Source organism: Enterobacter adelaidei (genome assembly GCF_041937165.1).
Lineage (GTDB): Bacteria > Pseudomonadota > Gammaproteobacteria > Enterobacterales > Enterobacteriaceae > Enterobacter > Enterobacter adelaidei.
Map to the genome: position 1 here is coordinate 4,552,641 of NZ_CP154353.1, position 21,266 is coordinate 4,573,906.

Genomic DNA, 21,266 nt, shown 5'->3' on the forward strand with positions numbered 1-21,266 from the left:
ATAAATAAAAAATAAATATATATAACTCAAGAACAAACCAATCTGGTTAGACCTCTTATCACCGTAATTTATATATTCAAACTTTAACTTCTTTTTACAAATTCCATCGTTGATATCCAGAATTTCCCTTAAGGTCATTCCAGAATGTTGTGACGCTCGTTGACGGTTACAGGCAAAACCTGATGTGAGACTGTTCACCTTTCAACCTTAAATTCAGTATTCCGTTCACTTCTTGTTAACGATACCGGAACACAGATAACGACATTGTGGTATCCTGATGATATCCCTCGGAGGAATGGGGGTTTAACCCAAATTTCCTCTTTGCGGTTCCCGAAAACCGTGAAGTTAAAAACACCATATGTAAGCAATGTCGAAACAAGGAGTGACCCATGCAGGTCAGCAGAAGGCAGTTCTTTAAGATCTGCGCTGGCGGTATGGCAGGCACCACGGCAGCGGCACTGGGCTTTGCGCCCGGCGTAGCGCTGGCGGAAACGCGGCAGTATAAGCTGCTGCGCACCCGTGAAACCCGTAATACCTGTACGTACTGCTCTGTCGGTTGCGGGCTGTTAATGTATAGCCTCGGCGACGGTGCTAAAAACGCCAAAGCGTCTATTTTCCATATCGAAGGTGACCCGGATCATCCGGTCAACCGCGGCGCGTTGTGCCCGAAAGGGGCCGGTCTGGTGGACTTTATCCACTCCGAAAGCCGCCTCAAATTCCCTGAATATCGTGCGCCTGGCTCCGACAAATGGCAGCAAATTAGCTGGGAAGAAGCGTTTGACCGCATCGCAAAACATATTAAAGAAGATCGCGATGCCAACTTTGTTGAGAAAAACGCCGACGGCGTCACGGTCAACCGCTGGCTCTCCACCGGGATGCTGTGTGCCTCTGCTTCCAGCAACGAAACCGGTTATTTAACCCAGAAATTTACGCGTGCACTCGGTATGCTCGCGGTCGACAACCAGGCGCGTGTCTGACACGGACCAACGGTAGCAAGTCTTGCTCCAACATTTGGTCGCGGTGCGATGACCAACCACTGGGTCGACATCAAGAACGCCAACCTCATTGTGGTGATGGGCGGTAACGCCGCTGAAGCGCACCCTGTCGGGTTCCGCTGGGCGATGGAAGCCAAAATCCACAACGGTGCGAAACTGATTGTGATCGATCCCCGCTTTACGCGTACTGCGTCAGTGGCGGATTTCTACACCCCTATTCGTTCAGGTACTGACATCACTTTCCTGTCAGGCGTATTGCTGTACCTGATGACCAACGAAAAATATAACCGCGAATACACCGAAGCCTATACCAACGCCAGCCTGATCGTGCGTGAGGATTACCACTTCGAAGATGGCCTGTTCAGCGGTTACGACGCCGAAAAACGCAAGTACGATAAAACCAGCTGGAACTACGAGCTGGATGAGAAAGGCTTTGCGAAGCGCGATACCACCCTGCAACATCCGCGCTGCGTGTGGAACCTGCTGAAAGAACACGTTTCCCGCTATACGCCAGACGTTGTCGAAAACATCTGTGGTACGCCGAAGGCGGACTTCCTGAAGGTGTGCGAGCTTATCGCCGAAACCAGCGCGAAAGACAAAACAGCATCGTTCCTGTACGCCCTCGGATGGACGCAGCACTCCATCGGTGCGCAGAACATCCGTACCATGGCGATGGTTCAGCTCCTGCTCGGCAACATGGGGATGGCAGGCGGCGGCGTGAACGCCCTGCGCGGTCACTCCAACATTCAGGGCCTGACCGACCTCGGTCTCCTGTCTCAAAGCCTGCCAGGCTATATGAGTCTGCCAAGCGAGAAACAGCCGGACCTGCAAACCTACCTGACGGCCAGCACGCCTAAACCGCTGCTTGAAGGCCAGGTGAACTACTGGGGCAACTATCCGAAGTTCTTCGTCTCCATGATGAAAGCGTTCTTCGGCGACAAAGCGACGGCGGAAAACAGCTGGGGCTTTGACTGGCTGCCGAAGTGGGACAAAGGTTACGACGTTCTGCAGTATTTCGAGATGATGCACCAGGGCAAAGTGAACGGCTATCTGTGCCAGGGCTTTAACCCGGTTGCCTCGTTCCCGAACAAGAACAAGGTTGTTGAGTCTCTGTCGAAGCTGAAGTTCCTGGTGACGATTGACCCGCTCAATACCGAGACCTCGACCTTCTGGCAGAACCACGGTGAATCGAACGATGTCGATCCTTCGAAGATTCAGACCGAAGTGTTCCGTCTGCCATCGACTTGCTTCGCGGAAGAGAACGGTTCTATCGTCAACTCCGGACGCTGGCTGCAGTGGCACTGGAAAGGCGCGGACGCCCCGGGCATCGCCATGAACGACGGCGAGATCCTGGCCGGTATCTTCTTACGCCTGCGTAAGATGTATGCGGCTGAAGGCGGCGCGAACCCGGAACCGGTGCTGAACATGAGCTGGAACTACTCGACGCCGGAAAACCCAGCGCCGGAAGAAGTGGCCATGGAAAGCAATGGCAAAGCGCTGGCGGATGTTATCGATCCAGCCACCGGTACCGTGCTGGCGAAGAAAGGCGAGCAGCTGAGCACCTTCGCGCATCTGCGTGATGACGGCACCACCTCAAGCGGCTGCTGGATCTTTGCCGGTAGCTGGACGCCGAAAGGCAACCAGATGGCCAACCGCGATAACGCCGACCCGTCAGGTCTTGGCAATACGCTGGGCTGGGCATGGGCATGGCCGCTGAACCGTCGCATTCTCTATAACCGCGCCTCCGCTGACCCGCAGGGTAACCCGTGGGATCCGAAGCGTCAGCTTCTGAAGTGGGACGGTGCGAAATGGGGCGGTGTAGATATTCCGGACTACAGCACTGCTGCACCAGGCAGCGATGTCGGGCCGTTTATCATGCAGCCTGAAGGGATGGGACGTCTGTTTGCTATTGATAAGATGGCGGAAGGGCCGTTCCCGGAACACTACGAGCCGTTTGAGACGCCGCTGGGCACCAACCCGCTGCACCCGAACGTGGTCTCTAACCCGGCAGCCCGTATCTTCAAGGGCGATTTCGAAGCGCTGGGTAAAAAGGACAAGTTCCCGTACGTGGGCACCACTTACCGTCTGACTGAGCACTTCCACTACTGGACCAAGCACGCGCTGCTTAACGCCATCGCGCAGCCGGAACAGTTTGTGGAGATCGGTGAAAAGCTGGCGAACAAGCTCGGCATTGCCCATGGCGATACCGTGAAGGTCTCCTCTAACCGTGGCTACATCAAAGCCAAGGCGGTGGTGACCAAGCGTATTCGCACGCTGAACGTTCACGGTCAGCAGGTGGATACCATCGGTATTCCTATTCACTGGGGGTATGAGGGCGTGGCGAAGAAAGGGTTTATTGCTAATACCCTGACGCCGTTCGTCGGCGATGCGAACACGCAGACGCCGGAGTTTAAGGCCTTCCTCGTGAACGTGGAAAAGGTGTAACGGAGACGACTTATGGCTTATCAATCTCAGGACATTATCCGTCGTTCCGCGACTAACGGTTTCACGCCCGCGCCTCAGGCGCGGGACCACCAGCAGGAAGTGGCGAAGCTTATCGACGTGACCACCTGTATCGGCTGTAAAGCCTGCCAGGTGGCCTGTTCAGAGTGGAACGACATCCGTGACGAAGTGGGTCACAACGTTGGGGTCTATGACAACCCGGCGGACCTGACCGCCAAGTCCTGGACGGTGATGCGTTTCTCTGAAGTGGAGCAGAACGACAAACTGGAATGGCTTATCCGCAAAGACGGCTGTATGCACTGTGCGGATCCGGGTTGCCTGAAGGCGTGCCCGTCAGAAGGGGCTATCATTCAGTATGCCAATGGTATCGTCGACTTCCAGTCTGAGCAGTGCATTGGCTGCGGCTACTGCATTGCCGGCTGTCCATTCAACGTGCCGCGCCTGAACCCGGAAGACAACCGCGTCTACAAATGTACGCTGTGTGTTGACCGTGTAAACGTCGGCCAGGAACCGGCTTGCGTGAAGACCTGCCCGACCGGTGCTATCCACTTTGGTTCGAAAGAGGATATGAAAACGCTGGCGGCAGAGCGCGTAGGCGAGCTGAAAACCCGTGGTTACGACAACGCAGGATTGTACGATCCGGCCGGGGTTGGCGGTACGCACGTGATGTATGTGCTGCACCACGCCGACAAGCCGAATCTGTATCACGGCCTGCCGGAAAACCCGGAAATCAGCGCCACCGTGAAGTTCTGGAAAGGCATCTGGAAACCACTGGCAGCGGTTGGTTTTGCTGCTACCTTCGCAGCGAGCATTTTCCACTACGTTGGTGTCGGCCCGAACCGCGCGGAAGAGGAAGATGACAACCTGCATGAAGAGAAAGACGAGGTGCGCAAATGAGAAAACGTGACACCATCGTGCGCTATACCGCGCCGGAACGTATCAACCATTGGGTCACCGCCTTCTGCTTCATGCTGGCGGCGATAAGCGGGCTGGGGTTCTTCTTCCCGTCCTTCAACTGGCTGATGCAGATCATGGGGACACCACAACTGGCGCGTATACTGCACCCGTTTGTTGGCGTCATCATGTTCGCGTCGTTCATCATCATGTTCTTCCGCTACTGGCACCATAACCTAATCAATCGGGATGATATCTTTTGGGCGAAGAATATTCGTAAGATTGTCGTCAACGAGGAAGTAGGTGACACCGGACGCTATAACTTCGGCCAGAAATGCGTATTCTGGGCGGCGATTATCTTCCTGGTCCTGTTGCTGGTGAGCGGCGTGATCATCTGGCGTCCGTACTTTGCGCCTGCTTTCTCAATCCCGGTGATCCGATTCGCGCTGATGCTGCATTCATTTGCCGCAGTGGCGTTAATTGTGGTTATCATGGTGCATATCTACGCCGCCCTTTGGGTGAAAGGCACCATTACCGCGATGGTGGAAGGATGGGTAACCAGTACGTGGGCAAAGAAACATCACCCGCGCTGGTACCGTGAAGTCCGCCAGAAACAGGAAAAGTCATCTGAATGAGTATTCGCATAATCCCGCAAGATGAGCTGGGGTCGAGCGAGAAACGCACGGCGGAATATATTCCGCCGTTGTTATTCCCCAGGCTCAAGAACCTCTACAACCGCCGCGCAGAGCGTCTGCGCGAGCTGGCAGAGAACAACCCGCTGGGCGATTTTCTGCGCTTCGCCGCGCTGATTGCCCACGCGCAGGAAGTGGTGCTGTACGACCACCCTCTGCAAATGGACCTGACTGCGCGCATCAAAGAAGCCAGTGAGCAAGGCAAACCACCGCTGGATATTCACGTGCTGCCGCGCGATAAACACTGGCACAAGCTGCTGCATTCGCTGATTGCCGAGCTGAAGCCAGAGATGAGCGGCACCGCGCTGGCCGTTATCGAAAATCTGGAAAAAGCCTCCGATCAGGAGCTGGAAGAGATGGCGAGCGCGCTGTTTGCTTCCGATTTTACGCTGGTCAGCAGTGATAAAGCCCCGTTTATCTGGGCTGCGCTGTCGCTCTACTGGGCGCAAATGGCGAGCCTGATCCCCGGTAAAGCCCGTGCAGAATATGGTGAAGCACGCCAGTTTTGCCCGGTATGCGGCTCTATGCCGGTATCCAGTATGGTGCAGATTGGTACCACTCAGGGGCTGCGCTACCTGCACTGCAACCTGTGTGAAACCGAATGGCATGTAGTGCGCGTGAAGTGCAGCAACTGTGAACAGACTCGCGATCTCAACTACTGGTCGCTGGAAAACGAAGAAGCAGCGGTAAAAGCCGAAAGCTGCGGCGACTGCGGGACTTACCTCAAGATTCTGTATCAGGAAAAAGACCCAAAAGTCGAAGCGGTAGCCGACGATCTCGCCTCGCTGATTCTGGACGCAAAGATGGAGCAGGAGGGCTTTGCCCGCAGCTCGATCAATCCGTTCCTGTTCCCGGGTGAAGGGGAATAATCTCCCGTAACCGTGCCGGGCGACATCAGCTTGCCCGGCCTACAGCTCGACAGCAATACACACCGCTTTCCAGATTTTTATCCTCGACAACATTCTTGTTTTCTTTTGAATTAAACCAGGCTATAAAGCTGTATATCCATACAGTTAAAGGGCATTTTCATGGCACTGGAAAAGGGTATTGCGCAGCTGGTTCAGGGATTTATCGCTGCAGGTCGGCCATCGTCGCGTCGACAGACCATTGAGGTACGACGAGCAGGGTATGTTGCCAGCACGGGGCTTGCCGGGAAGATAGAAACGCGCGTTCAGGTGGAGACGCTTGTCCTTGATGGACTTACCATCCGGGTGTTTTCACCTCTCAATGCGTCTGAATTATTGCCTGCAGCCATCTACTACCACGGCGGGTGCTTTATCAGCGGTGGGTTTGATACGCACGATAATCAGCTCCGCCAGTTGGCATTTTACGGTAACTGCCGGGTGATTGCGGTTCAGTACAGACTGGCACCCGAGCATCAATTCCCCGCAGCACATGACGACGCAGAACACGCTGCAGAGCTTGTCTGGCAGAATGCAGACAAACTGGGTGTAGATAAAAACCGAATCACCCTTTGCGGCGACAGTGCAGGTGGACATCTTGCGCTGGTGACATCACTGCGGCTCAAAGATAAAGGCCTGTGGAATCCAGCACAGCTCATCCTGATCTATCCCATGCTTGATGCCACAGCCAGCTTTGAAAGTTATGCCCTGAATGGCACGGATTATATTATCACTCGCGATACCCTGCTCAGCGGGTATGAAATGTATCTCGCAGAGACTGACCTTCAGCATCCGGAAGCCAGCCCACTGTGGCGCGATGATTTTCACGGCCTTCCGCCTGTGCACATTGTTACCGCTGAATACGATCCGCTATGTGATGAGGGAGAAATGCTGTTCCAGCATCTGACTGAGCAGGGTGTGAAGTGTACTGCTCAGCGCTGGCTGGGCGTTATCCATGGCTTCTTTCAGCTTGGCGGTGTTAGTCAGTCAGCTCGAGACGTTATGCGAGACATCGCCTGGCGAATTAGCTCAGCCAGGCAATAACAACGAAGGGATTATTCCTCTTCGTTCCCACCCTCTTCATACGCGCCGAATGGCTTCGCCGGAAGAACAATATAGGTGCCTTCAAACACCGCGCCAGATGTTTTGTCACCAAACAGTTCAACCTGCATTTGTACGCGGGCTTTGCGACCTCGGGCCAGGCGATCGAGGTCGCCACCCAGTGAACCCAGATCTGCCACGGCGCTCGGTTTACCGCTGATCGGTGCGCTATAGCGGATATGGGCGTCGGCCAGAATGATCGTCCCCCCCAGATGGCGCTCACGCAGCATCAGCCAGATAAGCCCCCAGCCGGTCAGCGTAGCCAGCGAGAACAGACTTCCGGCAAACAGGGTGTGGTGTGGGTTTTGATTGCCGATCTCCGGCATGGTGGTGATAAATTTTTGTCCTGTGTACTGCTGAATACGGACACCCATTTTTTCACTCAGCGGAATGTGCTGATACCAGGCTTGCTGTAGCTGCCCGCACCAGTCGGCGCGATGCAAAATATCATCCAGCGTGGCGATAGGTTTAATCATCAAAAAGTGACGAATCGGTGTGGTTTGCGGGGTCGTGATTTCCCCCTGATTAACAAAACCAAGTTTCGCGAAGAACTCCACGGCATCTTCGCGGGCACTACAGGTGACGCGCTTAACGCCTTCCTGACGGGCGACAGATTCCAGGGTCATCGCCATCAGCGTCCCCAGGCCTTTGTCCTGCACGGAGGGATGAACCGCCATAAAGCGAATAGACGCTTCGTTATCGGCGTTGATATACAAACGCCCGACGGCTACGAGGTTGCCCTCTTCATCCATCACCATCTGATGGTGGGCCATCGCGTCCCAGGCGTCGCGTTCAGACCCTTTTGGCTGATGTAATGGCTTGCGCAGCATTTCCCAGCGGAACTGGTAATAGGCTTCTAACTCTTCTTCCGTTTGCGGTACTCGAAGGTGATACATAGCTGTACTCTCTCTTGTTACCCGCGGCCACGCCGCCAGTTGGCTCATACCTGGAGCCAGAATGTGACGGGGCCATCGTTCACCAGCGAAACCTGCATATCAGCAGCGAATCGTCCGGTTTGCGTATTCATTTCCTGCTGGCGACAGCGCTCAACAAAATACTCATAAAGTTCTTCAGCACGATCAGGTGCGGCGCCTTTAGAAAAACTCGGACGCATGCCGCGCTCGGTATCCGCCGCCAGCGTGAACTGGGAAACCACCAGCACGCTGCCGCCCGCCTGCTGAACGTTAAGGTTCATCTTACCTTCCGCATCGCTGAAAATACGGTAGCCCAACACACGCTCGCACAAGCGGTTGGCTTTTTGTTCGTCATCATCCTTTTCGACACCTAACAACACCAAAAGTCCTGGGCCAATTTCACCCGTCACCTCTCCCTCCACGGTGACGCTGGCACGGGTTACGCGCTGTATCAATGCAATCATGGTTGGTCTGCTTCTTGTTGTTTTTCAGCTGCTGCTGCTTTTTTGAGTTCGCGATAGACACCGAGAGTGACAGTTATTTCGGCACCAAGCAAGACGATACACCAGGTCCAGTAGACCCAGACAAACAAAATCGGGATCACCGCCAGCACGCCGTAAATCAGCTGATAGGACGGAAACATGGTGATGTAGAGGGCAAACCCTTTCTTCCCGAGCTCAAAGAGCAACGCCGCCACTAGCGCCCCCACGACCGCATCACGGTTAGGCACGCGCGTGGTCGGCACGACGCTATAGAGCAGCCAGAATGAGAGCCACGACAGGATAAGCGGGAAGATGCGAAGCACATTATCAATAACGCCGTTTAAATCACTCGCCCAGCGTAATGAAAGAAGATACGAGCTGATTGCCAGACTCGCCCCGGCCAGCAACGGACCCAGCGTCAGGATCATCCAGTAAACGGCAAAGGAGTACACCTTCGGTCGTGCCTTTTTACTCCGCCAGATGGTGTTCAGCGCGTTATCAATGGCGTACATCAACAGCAGCGCAGTGACGATAAGACCGCATGCCCCCACTGCCGTCATCTTGTTGGAGTTAGCAACGAACTGCTCAATGTAGTTCTGGATGACATCCCCGGTTGCAGGAATAAAATTTGCGAAGACAAAATGGCGAAGCTGCAAACTAACGTCTGCAAACATTGGAAAAGCGGAAAAAAGCGCAAAGATAACCGCCACCAGCGGCACTAATGAGAGCAACGACACGTACGCGAGATTACCCGCCAGCGTGGTCATGTTGTCCTCATCAATGCGATGCCAGAGCAGTTTTAGCCAGGCTCTCAGCGGGCGAGTATGATGGGTGGCTTTTTGATGAACGGTTTTTAGCATAACTGCTTCGCAAAGTAGTTTGGTATCGTCTCTTTTCCGGTCACCAGAATTGACGTAATACCCAACTGGTTAGCTCCCTCTATATTATCGGCGTTGTCGTCGAAAAAGACCGCATCGGCCGCGGTAAATCCTTCTGCCTGAAGAACAGCCTGATAAATTCGTGCCTCAGGTTTACGCATCCCCATTTCCTGCGAAAGATAAATCTTATCTGCCGCTGCCTTAACTTCAGGGTACTCCTCAGGCCAGAATGTGGTGTGCAGACGGTTGGTATTTGACAACACCACCACACGATGTCCTTGCTCTCGCAGTTTGTGCATGATGTTCGTAACTTCCGGACGTATCGCCACAAATACCGCCTGCCAGCCGTGAGAAAACTGCTCGTAGCTTAACGGCAGATCCAGCTCATGGCAGAAACGTTCGGCGAACTCTTCATCGCTGATTTCGCCGCGTTCGTGTTGATGGAAGGTCTCGCTCATCACGAAACTCTGCTTCAATGTCGCCAGTGGGACACGGCTAAAATCGCTCCATGCGCCCAGCACCCGATTAAAATCGATATCGACGATTACATTTCCTAAGTCAAAGATATAAAGCATGTTTATCTCCTGCTCGCCGTGGAAAAGTAACTGTAGCGGGAAAGATAAGCTTTGGCTATGCGCCAGATTCAGCTTAGGGGGATTGATCTAAAGAACGAAAATTTAGCATTCGGAGATGCTATTGAGTTTCGGGACAATAGTCAGTGAGACGAGTTTTATTTAAGTGCGTTTTTGCAGAGGTATTCGTATCAATTCAATCTGTAAAACACTACAGAAAAACGCTTCCGTACAGTTTCTTTTCATCACCACATTACCACTACTTACTCCACGGGAATCCCATTTCACGCGGCTTTGCTCGAGATTGATACAAATTCACTTTACTCAAATTTACATTTAGATACAAATACTGCATTTATCTTCTTTTTTATAATGGTAGGTTTACATTACTTTACACATGGAGCAGCACTTTTCGTGAAGATTAAAAAGGGATACATCCTCTGTGCCGTTTTAATAGCGATACTCTGCACTTTCGCTATTTACTCATACAACGCCTACCGATATAAAAAAGCCAGCAGAGATATTTTATATCAACTCTCTAGCCAACTTATTGTGAGGCAAGGGCTTGAACCAAAACTTTCAACCCACCTCGTTTTTGATACGTTATATATCGACGGAAATATATCAAAAGATGATGACAAAATAATTTCTTCAATTATCAAAAAAAACCTTATTCCTGTAAGAACAATATCGATAAACAGTGGTGGCGGTGATGTCGAAGCTGCAATAAAAATAGCACGCATTATTCATAACAAAGAAATTAACATTGAGGTCAGGCGATTATGTCTTTCTTCCTGTGCTAACTATCTTTTCCCTGCGGCAAAAAACAAAATCATCAATTATGGTTCCATTATTGGTTTCCATGGCTCACCTAATTCTGATGACAGTAAGTTAACGACCACGGTTAACGGTGAAATCAATACAGACACAACGATAACAGATCGCATTTTCTCAGAAATAAGAAAAACGGATAAAGCATTTTACAAAGATATAAATGTGTCATGGATGATGCCACTTTGCGGGCAAAAAGAAAATATTGGTGATCCAGACACAGGTCTGTCGACGTACAGCGAAAAGGATTTTACGCGTTTTGGCGTAAAAAACATTTCATTCACGGATGGTGAAATGGTATGGAAAAAGTCTATGGATATTATGGGTATACCTTTTGCTCACTATTGCAAGGAAAATTAATAATGCGTGAACTCAATGAAAATGAATTAAGCAATGTAAGCGGTGCAGGAATGTGGGGTTCTATCGGTAGTGCGATTGGTGGGATGTTCGGTGGTGGTAGTGCTGGTTGTAACGGCAGCTATTCCCACACCAGTACCACCAACAAGGATGGTTCTCACTCTGAAAGCACCTCCTTTAGCGGTGGTTGCTCAGTTAACGTTGGTGGTAAAAGCGGTGGTTCGTCAAAAGGTAATGGAGGTTCGAAAAATGGTGGTGGCCGCCAGGATAATGATCACGGTAGACATTAATTCCTGAATCGTTATCACTCATAGCCGTAAGAGGCCAGATATGTTTCGCAAGGAAGCTATTGAATATCAGAGTACCCGATGGGAAGGAAAGGCCGTACTTCTGCCAGGGATAACTTTTGCTTTTATCGTATTGCTCAGCCTGTTTTTTATTGCCTCTATTTCTATTTTTATTGCCAAAGGTTCCTATACCCGGCGCGTCATTGTTCACGGTGAGATAACGACTTTCCCCGGTGCAGTGAATATCTCTGCATCAATGCAGGGTACGGTAGTGAAGAGTTTTGTTAGCGAAGGCGATCGTATAAAAAAAGGTGACGCACTCTTCCTCATTCATTCGGGTGTATCGACGCAATCAGGTCTGGTTGATGAGAACAAAAAAAGGAGATCACGCTACAGATAAACAGTATCAGTGTAATGATGGCAAATTTGATCTCTTCGAAAAAACGTACGCTCAACGCACTGATAATTCAGAAAGTACATTATCAGGCCAGTTTTAACACCTCATCTGAATTGCTTGTGCAGGCTGAGCGGGAACTGCATCAGATTGAGCAACAAAAGTACGAGCTGGAAAAAGAAAAGTTAAACACAGAAGCAGAAGGAAATTATGTCATCGAGGCGACAGCCGATGGCTTAATCGACTCCATTAATACGACGCAAGGTAAGATGATCGGCTCCGGCGATGTACTCGCGCGTGTTCAACAGAATATACATTCGCCATGCTATATCGAAACCTGGGTTCCGGATGAAGTTCTCCCCTATCTTGCGATTGGCCAGCGCGTTAATGTCAGTTACGACGCCTTTCCTTATGAGAAATTTGGTCAGTTCAGGGCATCAATATCAGCAATATCCAGGGTTCCGGCATCGAAACCTGAACTCCTGTCAAAGCAGACCATTGCACACGAATTCTATGACGATAAAAAATCCTGGTACAAAATCATGATCAAACCTGACCTACAGTCTGTGCAGGTTCATGGCAAGCAACTCTCACTGAGCCAGGGAGCAAAAGCGCAGATTTCTCTTTTCCTTGAAAAGAGACGTATCTACGAATGGTTATTATCGCCATTTTACGAAATGAAAATGAGCGTAACGGATGCGGGAAATGAATAATTTTTATACCCCTGAGACGCTGATGCGCAAACTTGATTTGAGGTTATTTAAACGCATCCCGGTTGTCTTTCAAACTGAAGCATCCGAATGTGGCCTAGCCTGTCTTTCAATGATATGCAGTTTTTATGGCAAGCAGGTTGACCTTCTACAACTCCGGCAACAATTCAATTTGTCATCGCGTGGGGTCAACCTCAATGCGATAAAAGCAATTGCCAGTGAACTGGAGATGTCGTCACGCGCATTGTCCGTGGAGCTTCAGGAATTACGTGATGTGCGTAAGCCCTGCATTTTGCACTGGGATTTTAACCATTTTGTCGTACTGATTAAGGTCGATAAGAACAGCGTGGTGATCCACGATCCTGCGTTTGGACGACGGGTAATTAGCATGCCCGAATTGTCCAGGCATTTTACCGGTGTCGTGCTTGAGGTATGGCCGGGAACGGCCTTCTCAGGTCAAAAGAAGCAAAAGAGGTTAAAAACCGCCACGTTATTAAAGAATATCAATGGTCTGACGGCATCACTGACAAAGATATTTTTCTTATCGCTGGTGATTGAGTTGATCAGCCTGCTGTTGCCAGTGGGTACACAATTAGTCACGGATAATGTCATTGCATCCGGAGATTACGGTTTACTCAATCTCATCTGTCTTGGGCTGTTCATTCTGATTCTGTTGCGTTTGGCGGTCAGTGTCATACGCTCCTGGACCACGCTGATACTGGGAACACTCATCGACGTCCAGTGGAGCTTTAGCCTCTTTTCGCACCTTATTAAGCTACCGACGACCTATTTTGAAAGGCGCAAACTGGGGGATATTCAGTCTCGTTTCCACTAACTTGATGTTATACGCGCCACATTTACCACCGGTTTGACTGGTAGCATTATTGATACGCTAATGCTCATGGGTTTGCTGATAATGATGTTTTTATACAACCTGCAACTCAGCATGATCGTGGTCTCTTTTACCGCAATATATACCTTCATTCGGTTTGCAACCTATCGATACTACCGCCAGTTATCCGAAGAAGAATTAATCAAGGAGGCACGTCTTAATTCTTATTTTATGGAAACCCTGTACGGTATTGCGACGATTAAGATTCAGGGGATGACTGACCTGAGAATCAATAATTGGTTTAACCTTTTTTCAGATAGGGTCAATACTGGTATTCGTTTGACGCGAATGGATCTTTTCTTTGGTGGCGTTGTATCTTTTATCGCCGCCTGCGACCAAATTGTTATCCTGTGGGTAAGCGGCAAACTGATGATTGATAGTCATTTAACCATCGGCATGTTTATCGCGTTTAACACCTTCAGGAGCCAGTTCTATGATCGAATAAATACCCTCATCAACTTTATCATTCAGCTGAACATCATCAACTTACATAATGAACGCGTTGCCGATATTGCGCTACAGGAAGCAACGTCTTTAACGGCCACCAGCCCGCTGCGTTTACCACAGGGAGCCTTAACGCTTGAAACCCAGGATCTGGCCTACCGTTATGATAACCATGCAGACCCCATCTTCAGTAAACTGAATCTGACCATTCATGCCGGAGAGAGTATTGCTATTACGGGCGTGTCGGGTGCCGGTAAAAGCACCCTAATGAAAGTGTTATGCGGATTATTCGAACCCGCGAACGGCTGTGTCCGAATTAATGGCATTGATATTAAGCAACTTGGTTTTGAGCATTATGCTGAACGCATTGCCTGTATTATGCAGGAAGATAAGCTGTTTTCGGGCTCAATCAAAGAAAACATCGCCGGTTTCCGGCCTGACATTGACGAGCAATGGATGGTGGAATGCACCATCGCCAGCCATATTCATAATGACATTTTAAAATTACCGATGGGTTATGAGACACTGATTGGTGAACTCGGGGAAGGGTTATCCGGTGGTCAAAAACAGCGGCTTTATATTGCCAGGGCATTATACCGCAAACCGGGTATTCTATTCATGGACGAGGCGACCAGCCACCTGGATAAAACCAGTGAGAGCCAGGTCAATCAGTCTATACAAGCGATGAATATTACCAGGATCATTATCGCACATCGCGAAACCACGATTTCATCGGCAGATCGGGTGTTCGTGATTAATGGAGAAGAGCTACCCTAATCTGTTGAATTTCGCGGAACAGAGATTGACTCAGGACATGTCAATTCCGGGTAATAAAGGAAGTCTGATCATTATCAAATAAAAAGCCGCTGAACGCTCAGCGGCTTTTTACGTTCCGGGTAATGAGAACGCTTACCCGGCCTACGGCATAACCGTATTAGTCTTCTTTCGCACCGCGCATAGCACGTTTACGATCGTTCTCGGTCAGGTGACGTTTACGGATACGAATTGACTGTGGAGTCACTTCTACCAGTTCGTCGTCATCGATGAATTCCAGAGCTTGCTCCAGAGTCATTTTGATAGGTGGAACCAGAACCGTTGCTTCGTCAGTACCGGACGCACGCATGTTGGTCAGTTTCTTACCGGTCAGGCAGTTTACAGTCAGGTCGTTAGAACGACTGTGAATACCGATGATCTGGCCTTCATAAACTTCAGCACCGTGACCCAGGAACAGCTTACCGCGATCCTGCAGACCGAACAGCGCAAACGCAACCGCTTTACCCTGACCGTTGGAGATCAGCACGCCGTTGTTACGCTGGCCAACTTCGCCCGGACGAACATCGTCGTAGTGGCTGAAGGTGGAGTACAGCAGACCAGTACCGGAAGTCATGGTCATGAATTCAGAACGGAAGCCGATCAGACCACGGCTTGGGATCACGTAGTCAAGACGTACGCGGCCTTTGCCATCTGGATTCATGTTTTTCAGGTCGCCTTTACGCTCACCCAGAGCCTGCATCACAGAACCCTGGTGCTGCTCTTCAACGTCCAGCGTCACGTTTTCGAACGGCTCTTGTTTACGGCCATCGATTTCGCGGAAGATAACTTTCGGACGGGAAACCGCCATTTCGAAACCTTCACGACGCATGTTTTCGATCAGAACAGACAGGTGCAGCTCACCACGACCTGAAACGCGGAATGCATCAGCGTCTTCGGTTTCTTCAACGCGCAGCGCAACGTTGTGCACCAGCTCTTTGTTCAGGCGGTCAAGGATCTGACGAGAGGTAACAAATTTACCTTCTTTACCGCAGAACGGAGAGGTGTTGACGTTGAAGAACATGGATACGGTTGGTTCATCAACGGACAGGGCTGGCAGCGCTTCGACGTTCTGCGGGTCGCAGATGGTGTCGGAGATGTTCAGTTCACCCAAACCGGTGATGGCGATGATGTCGCCCGCTTCCGCGATGTCGCTCTCGATACGCTCAAGGCCCAGGTGAGTCAGTACTTTACCGACTTTACCGTTACGGGTTTTGCCTTCGCTATCAATGATAGTGACCTGCTGGTTAGGCTTCACTTTACCGCGCTTGATACGACCAATGCCGATTACACCAACATAGTTGTTGTAGTCGAGCTGAGAGATCTGCATCTGCAGGGTGCCGTCGAGATCGACGTTTGGCGCAGGAACACGGTCAACAATCGCCTGGTACAGCGGAGTCATGTCTTCAGCCATGTCTTCGTGATCCAGACCCGCAATACCGTTCAGCGCAGAAGCGTAAACGATAGGGAAGTCCAGCTGCTCGTCGGTCGCGTCGAGGTTAACGAACAGGTCGAATACCTGGTCAACAACCCAGTCAGGACGCGCGCCAGGACGGTCAACTTTGTTGATAACAACGATTGGCTTCAGACCATGGGCAAATGCTTTTTTGGTCACGAAGCGCGTCTGTGGCATTGGGCCATCCATTGCGTCAACGACCAGCAGAACGGAGTCTACCATGGACATTACACGTTCAACTTCACCACCGAAGTCGGCGTGCCCTGGGGTATCAACGATGTTGATACGGTAGTCATTCCATTTAATCGCGGTGTTTTTCGCGAGGATGGTAATCCCACGCTCTTTCTCCAAATCGTTGGAGTCCATCACGCGTTCTTGGGTTTCGGCACGCGCATCAAACGTACCGGATTGCTGCAGCAGCTTGTCAACCAGGGTAGTTTTACCATGGTCAACGTGCGCGATGATGGCGATGTTACGCAAATTTTCGATCACAACTTTGCCTCAGGCATTTAGAAATAGCGCGTTATTGTACACGGATTAATCGCACTACAAAACAGGATCACAAACATCCCCCGCAAACAAGTATTGCAGAGATGCTTTGTGATCGCTTTCACGGAGCGGTAAAAGGGCACTTTAACGTAAATAGCACCAATATGGTGCTCAATGTTCACATTGAAGCACTATACTGGTGCAACAAATCCATTGTGGTGCAGCCCTTTTGCACTATGGTGCGCATGATAACGCCTTTTTGGGGTGTTTTAAAAGTTGGCACAGATTTCGCTTTATAAAAAATACATGGCACCAGCCAGTACAAACAGAAATTGAAGACCTCGTTACCACGACGACAATGACCAATCTGGAGAGTTAAGTATGTCCGCTGAACACGTTTTGACGATGCTGAACGAACATGAAGTGAAGTTTGTTGATCTGCGCTTCACCGATACCAAAGGTAAAGAACAGCACGTCACAATTCCTGCTCATCAGGTAAACGCCGAATTCTTCGAAGAAGGCAAAATGTTTGACGGCTCCTCCATTGGTGGCTGGAAAGGCATTAACGAATCCGACATGGTTCTGATGCCAGATGCGACCACTGCGGTCATTGATCCGTTCTTCGAAGAACCAACCCTGATCATCCGTTGCGACATCCTCGAGCCAGGCACGCTGCAGGGCTACGACCGCGACCCACGTTCTATCGCAAAACGCGCTGAAGAGTACCTGCGTTCTACCGGCATCGCAGACACCGTTCTGTTCGGGCCAGAGCCAGAATTCTTCCTGTTCGACGACATCCGTTTCGGTGCGTCTATTTCTGGTTCCCACGTTGCTATCGACGATATCGAAGGCGCATGGAACTCTTCCACCAAATACGAAGGTGGTAACAAAGGTCACCGTCCAGGCGTTAAAGGCGGTTACTTCCCGGTTCCTCCGGTCGACTCAGCACAGGACATTCGTTCCACCATGTGTCTGGTGATGGAAGAGATGGGCCTGGTAGTTGAAGCTCACCACCACGAAGTGGCGACTGCTGGTCAGAACGAAGTGGCTACCCGCTTCAACACCATGACCAAAAAAGCAGACGAAATTCAGATCTACAAATACGTTGTGCACAACGTTGCGCACCGTTTCGGTAAAACCGCTACCTTCATGCCAAAACCTATGTTTGGCGACAACGGTTCCGGTATGCACTGCCACATGTCTCTGTCCAAGAATGGTACCAACCTGTTCTCTGGTGACAAATATGCTGGTCTGTCTGAGCAGGCGCTGTATTACATCGGCGGCGTAATCAAACACGCTAAAGCGATCAACGCCCTGGCTAACCCAACCACTAACTCCTACAAGCGTCTGGTCCCGGGCTACGAAGCACCAGTAATGCTGGCCTACTCTGCGCGTAACCGTTCTGCTTCTATCCGTATCCCGGTTGTTGCTTCTCCTAAAGCGCGTCGTATCGAAGTGCGCTTCCCGGACCCAGCGGCTAACCCATACCTGTGCTTCGCAGCACTGCTGATGGCTGGTCTGGATGGTATCAAGAACAAGATCCACCCAGGCGAAGCAATGGACAAAAACCTGTACGACCTGCCGCCAGAAGAAGCGAAAGAGATCCCACAGGTTGCTGGTTCTCTGGAAGAAGCCCTGCAGGCGCTGGACGCAGACCGCGAGTTCCTGACTGCAGGTGGCGTATTCACTGACGACGCTATCGATGCTTACATCGCCCTGCGTACTGAAGAGAACGACCGCGTGCGTATGACTCCGCATCCGGTAGAGTTCGAGCTGTACTACAGCGTTTAATTAAGTTGTTTTACCCGGCGTCACAAACGCCGGGGGTAGTTGCCGTGGAAACTTTTAGCCCATCTCCGGATGGGCTTTTTTCTCCACCAACAACCTGATCTCGCGCGCTTTTTACGACGAAAAAGCTATACTGCACTAAATTAGTGCAAACAACTCCAGGAGACTGCTGAATGGCAACTGGCACGCTGCCCGATGCTGGGCAGATCCTCAATTCTTTGATTAACAGTATCTTGCTGGTCGACGACGAGCTGGCCGTACATTATGCCAACCCGGCGGCACAGCAGCTGCTCGCCCAAAGCGCACGTAAACTGTTTGGCACCCCGCTTCCGGAATTACTGAGTTATTTTTCGCTGAATATTGGCCTGATGCAGGAAAGTTTGCAGGCCGGTCAAGGATTCACGGATAACGAAGTCACGCTGGTTATCGACGGGCGCTCGCATATTCTGTCACTGACTGCCCAACGCCTTCCTGAAGGACTGATCCTGCTGGAAATGGCGCCAATGGATAATCAGCGCCGACTGAGCCAGGAGCAGCTTCAGCATGCCCAGCAAATTGCCGCCCGCGACCTGGTGCGAGGTCTGGCGCATGAAATCAAAAACCCGCTGGGTGGGTTACGCGGCGCAGCACAACTCCTGACAAAGGCGTTGCCCGACCCCGCGCTGGCGGAGTACACCAACGTCATCATCGAACAGGCAGACCGCCTGCGCAATCTGGTTGACCGTCTTCTCGGGCCACAGCAACCGGGTATGCACGTATCAGAAAGTATTCATAAAGTGGCTGAGCGGGTGGTGAAACTGGTTTCGATGGAATTACCAGAAAACGTCACGCTGGTGCGTGATTACGACCCAAGCCTGCCAGAACTGGCACATGACCCGGATCAGATTGAGCAGGTACTGTTGAATATCGTACGCAATGCCCTGCAGGCTCTGGGGCCTGAAGGGGGAGAGATTATTTTACGTACCCGCACCGCCTTCCAGCTCACGTTACACGGCGTACGCTATCGACTGGCAGCACGAATCGACGTTGAGGATAACGGACCTGGTATTCCATCGCATCTACAGGACACCCTGTTCTACCCGATGGTAAGTGGTCGCGAAGGCGGGACTGGCCTGGGCTTATCCATTGCACGCAGTTTGATCGATCAACACTCTGGAAAAATTGAATTTAACAGTTGGCCGGGACACACCGAGTTTTCGGTTTTCCTGCCGATTAAAAAATAAAGGTGACGTTTATGCAACGAGGGATAGTCTGGGTAGTCGATGACGATAGCTCCATCCGTTGGGTGCTTGAACGCGCGCTCACAGGGGCAGGATTAAGCTGCACGACGTTTGAGAGCGGCAGCGAAGTGCTCGACGCACTCACCACCAAAACGCCCGATGTTCTGCTCTCAGATATTCGCATGCCGGGAATGGACGGGCTGGCGCTTTTAAAACAGATCAAACAACGCCACCCTATGCTTCCGGTCATCATAATGACGGCGCACTCCGATCTTGATGCCGCAGTGAGCGCCTATCAGCAAGGGGCGTTCGATTACCTGCCAAAACCGTTTGATATCGACGAAGCGGTAGCGCTGGTTGAGCGTGCGATTAGCCACTATCAGGAACAGCAACAGCCTCGCCACACACCCGATTTTGGGCCAACAACTGACATTATCGGCGAAGCGCCGGCGATGCAGGATGTGTTTCGTATTATTGGCCGTTTGTCCCGCTCGTCCATCAGCGTATTAATTAACGGCGAATCGGGAACCGGTAAAGAGCTCGTGGCGCATGCATTACATCGCCACAGCCCGCGGGCAAAAGCCCCGTTTATCGCCCTGAATATGGCAGCAATCCCGAAGGATTTGATTGAATCCGAACTGTTCGGCCACGAAAAAGGGGCATTTACCGGCGCGAACACAATTCGTCAGGGGCGCTTTGAACAAGCTGACGGTGGAACACTGTTCCTGGATGAGATCGGCGATATGCCGCTGGATGTCCAGACCCGCCTGCTGCGCGTACTGGCCGACGGGCAGTTTTATCGCGTGGGTGGCTATGCGCCGGTGAAGGTGGACGTGCGCATTATCGCCGCGACTCACCAGAACCTGGAGCAACGCGTGCAGGAAGGAAAATTCCGTGAGGACTTATTCCATCGCCTGAACGTCATTCGCGTCCATTTGCCACCGCTGCGTGAACGCCGGGAAGATATTCCTCGCCTGGCACGTCACTTCCTGCAGGTGGCAGCTCGGGAACTGGGTGTGGAAGCAAAGCAGCTTCATCCAGAAACCGACGCAGCCCTCACGCGTCTCGCGTGGCCAGGTAACGTGCGCCAGCTGGAAAACACCTGCCGCTGGTTAACCGTGATGGCTGCCGGGCAGGAAGTGCTGATTCAGGATTTACCGGCCGAGCTGTTTGAAGCAACCGCACCAGAGAGCAGTACCGGGCACGCACTGCCGGACAGCTGGGCGACGCTGCTGGCGCAGTGGGCCGACCGCGCACTGCGTTCCGGTCATCAAAACTTACTCTCAGAGGCTCAGCCAGAGATGGAACGTACGTTATTGACCACTGCGCTCCGCCATACACAAGGGCATAAGCAGGAAGCCGCTCGCCTGTTGGGATGGGGACGTAATACCCTGACGCGCAAGCTGAAAGAGCTGGGAATGGAGTAATATCCGCTCTTGTGTAAAGGTTATTAATTGAGCGCAAATTGCCGTTATTTTGCGCTTTACTGTTTCGATGAGTTTTGTATGATCGTGCCCGGAAATTGGGGAGACCATCATGCTGGAATCATTAGTGAATTTGCTCTCTAGCGGTGCAGCCGAAAGCCATACACCGCAAACAGCCGTTGCGGCGGTGCTGTGCGCGGCGCTGGTTGGGCTGTTTAGCTAGCGGGTTTGAACGTAAAAGCCGGGTGGCAGCTTCGCCTTACCCGGCCTA

18 protein-coding genes and 1 pseudogene are annotated in these 21,266 nt (G+C 51.4%); 14 read left to right on the plus strand and 5 right to left on the minus strand.

Features of this window, described 5'->3' with window-relative positions; genetic code table 11:
* The first annotated feature begins 389 nt into the window (after positions 1–389).
* From fdnG to AAHF05_RS22125, 5 genes are all read left to right on the plus strand, one after another.
* Complete coding sequence (fdnG, locus tag AAHF05_RS22105; protein WP_129324946.1) at positions 390–3,440, plus strand: formate dehydrogenase-N subunit alpha; 3,051 nt, start codon at positions 390–392, stop codon at positions 3,438–3,440.
* 12 nt (positions 3,441–3,452) lie between these two features.
* Positions 3,453–4,355, plus strand: a complete 903-nt coding sequence (fdxH, locus tag AAHF05_RS22110; protein WP_028018139.1) for a formate dehydrogenase subunit beta — start codon at positions 3,453–3,455, stop codon at positions 4,353–4,355.
* Complete coding sequence (fdoI, locus tag AAHF05_RS22115) at positions 4,352–4,987, plus strand: formate dehydrogenase cytochrome b556 subunit (RefSeq protein ID WP_008501832.1); 636 nt, start codon at positions 4,352–4,354, stop codon at positions 4,985–4,987. Before fdxH ends, fdoI begins: the two co-directional genes overlap by 4 nt.
* The gene (gene fdhE, locus AAHF05_RS22120) at positions 4,984–5,913 is read left to right on the plus strand and encodes a formate dehydrogenase accessory protein FdhE (RefSeq protein ID WP_028018140.1); all 930 of its coding nucleotides are present in this window, start codon (positions 4,984–4,986) and stop codon (positions 5,911–5,913) included. Before fdoI ends, fdhE begins: the two co-directional genes overlap by 4 nt.
* 159 nt (positions 5,914–6,072) lie before the next feature.
* Positions 6,073–6,990, plus strand: coding sequence for an alpha/beta hydrolase (locus AAHF05_RS22125; protein WP_129324945.1), 918 nt, complete (start codon positions 6,073–6,075; stop codon positions 6,988–6,990).
* A gap of 11 nt (positions 6,991–7,001) precedes the next feature.
* Here AAHF05_RS22125 and fabY read toward each other — a convergent pair whose 3' ends face one another.
* From fabY to yihX, 4 genes are read right to left on the minus strand one after another with little or no spacing between them, the layout of a single operon-like run.
* On the minus strand, positions 7,002–7,943 hold the full coding sequence (gene fabY / locus AAHF05_RS22130; RefSeq protein ID WP_028018144.1) for a fatty acid biosynthesis protein FabY: 942 nt from the start codon (positions 7,941–7,943) through the stop codon (positions 7,002–7,004).
* Between the two features lie 44 nt (positions 7,944–7,987).
* Positions 7,988–8,425: a D-aminoacyl-tRNA deacylase gene (gene dtd, locus AAHF05_RS22135; protein WP_047345532.1), complete on the minus strand. Its 438-nt coding sequence runs from the start codon at positions 8,423–8,425 to the stop codon at positions 7,988–7,990.
* Complete coding sequence (locus AAHF05_RS22140) at positions 8,422–9,303, minus strand: virulence factor BrkB family protein (protein ID WP_028018146.1); 882 nt, start codon at positions 9,301–9,303, stop codon at positions 8,422–8,424. The genes dtd and AAHF05_RS22140 overlap by 4 nt, the downstream gene beginning before the upstream one ends.
* Positions 9,297–9,896: a glucose-1-phosphatase gene (gene yihX, locus AAHF05_RS22145; protein ID WP_028018147.1), complete on the minus strand. Its 600-nt coding sequence runs from the start codon at positions 9,894–9,896 to the stop codon at positions 9,297–9,299. Before yihX ends, AAHF05_RS22140 begins: the two co-directional genes overlap by 7 nt.
* 411 nt (positions 9,897–10,307) lie before the next feature.
* Between yihX and AAHF05_RS22150 the strand changes: the two genes are divergently transcribed.
* From AAHF05_RS22150 to AAHF05_RS22170, 5 genes and pseudogenes are all read left to right on the plus strand, one after another.
* Entirely contained in the window at positions 10,308–11,084 is a 777-nt protein-coding gene (locus tag AAHF05_RS22150; RefSeq protein ID WP_108091217.1) for a hypothetical protein, read from the plus strand.
* A 2-nt stretch (positions 11,085–11,086) separates the two neighbouring features.
* A complete protein-coding gene (locus tag AAHF05_RS22155; RefSeq protein ID WP_129324944.1) occupies positions 11,087–11,371 on the plus strand; it encodes a hypothetical protein in 285 nt (94 codons plus the stop codon).
* 40 nt (positions 11,372–11,411) lie between these two features.
* Complete coding sequence (locus tag AAHF05_RS22160) at positions 11,412–11,768, plus strand: biotin/lipoyl-binding protein (RefSeq protein WP_129324943.1); 357 nt, start codon at positions 11,412–11,414, stop codon at positions 11,766–11,768.
* A gap of 14 nt (positions 11,769–11,782) precedes the next feature.
* Positions 11,783–12,475, plus strand: coding sequence for an efflux RND transporter periplasmic adaptor subunit (locus AAHF05_RS22165; RefSeq protein ID WP_129324942.1), 693 nt, complete (start codon positions 11,783–11,785; stop codon positions 12,473–12,475).
* Positions 12,468–14,585: pseudogene (locus AAHF05_RS22170) on the plus strand (peptidase domain-containing ABC transporter). Before AAHF05_RS22165 ends, AAHF05_RS22170 begins: the two are co-directional and overlap by 8 nt.
* 157 nt (positions 14,586–14,742) lie before the next feature.
* Here the strand turns inward: AAHF05_RS22170 and typA are convergent.
* Entirely contained in the window at positions 14,743–16,566 is a 1,824-nt protein-coding gene (gene typA / locus AAHF05_RS22175) for a ribosome-dependent GTPase TypA (protein WP_023331638.1), read from the minus strand.
* A gap of 378 nt (positions 16,567–16,944) precedes the next feature.
* Between typA and glnA the strand changes: the two genes are divergently transcribed.
* From glnA to AAHF05_RS22195, 4 genes are all read left to right on the plus strand, one after another.
* A complete protein-coding gene (gene glnA, locus AAHF05_RS22180; protein WP_008501856.1) occupies positions 16,945–18,354 on the plus strand; it encodes a glutamate--ammonia ligase in 1,410 nt (469 codons plus the stop codon).
* Positions 18,355–18,524: 170 nt separating this feature from the next.
* On the plus strand, positions 18,525–19,574 hold the full coding sequence (gene glnL / locus AAHF05_RS22185) for a nitrogen regulation protein NR(II) (RefSeq protein ID WP_028018152.1): 1,050 nt from the start codon (positions 18,525–18,527) through the stop codon (positions 19,572–19,574).
* An 11-nt stretch (positions 19,575–19,585) separates the two neighbouring features.
* On the plus strand, positions 19,586–20,998 hold the full coding sequence (gene glnG / locus AAHF05_RS22190) for a nitrogen regulation protein NR(I) (protein WP_020883985.1): 1,413 nt from the start codon (positions 19,586–19,588) through the stop codon (positions 20,996–20,998).
* 109 nt (positions 20,999–21,107) lie between these two features.
* Entirely contained in the window at positions 21,108–21,218 is a 111-nt protein-coding gene (locus tag AAHF05_RS22195; RefSeq protein ID WP_125358805.1) for a YshB family small membrane protein, read from the plus strand.
* Positions 21,219–21,266 lie beyond the last annotated feature (48 nt).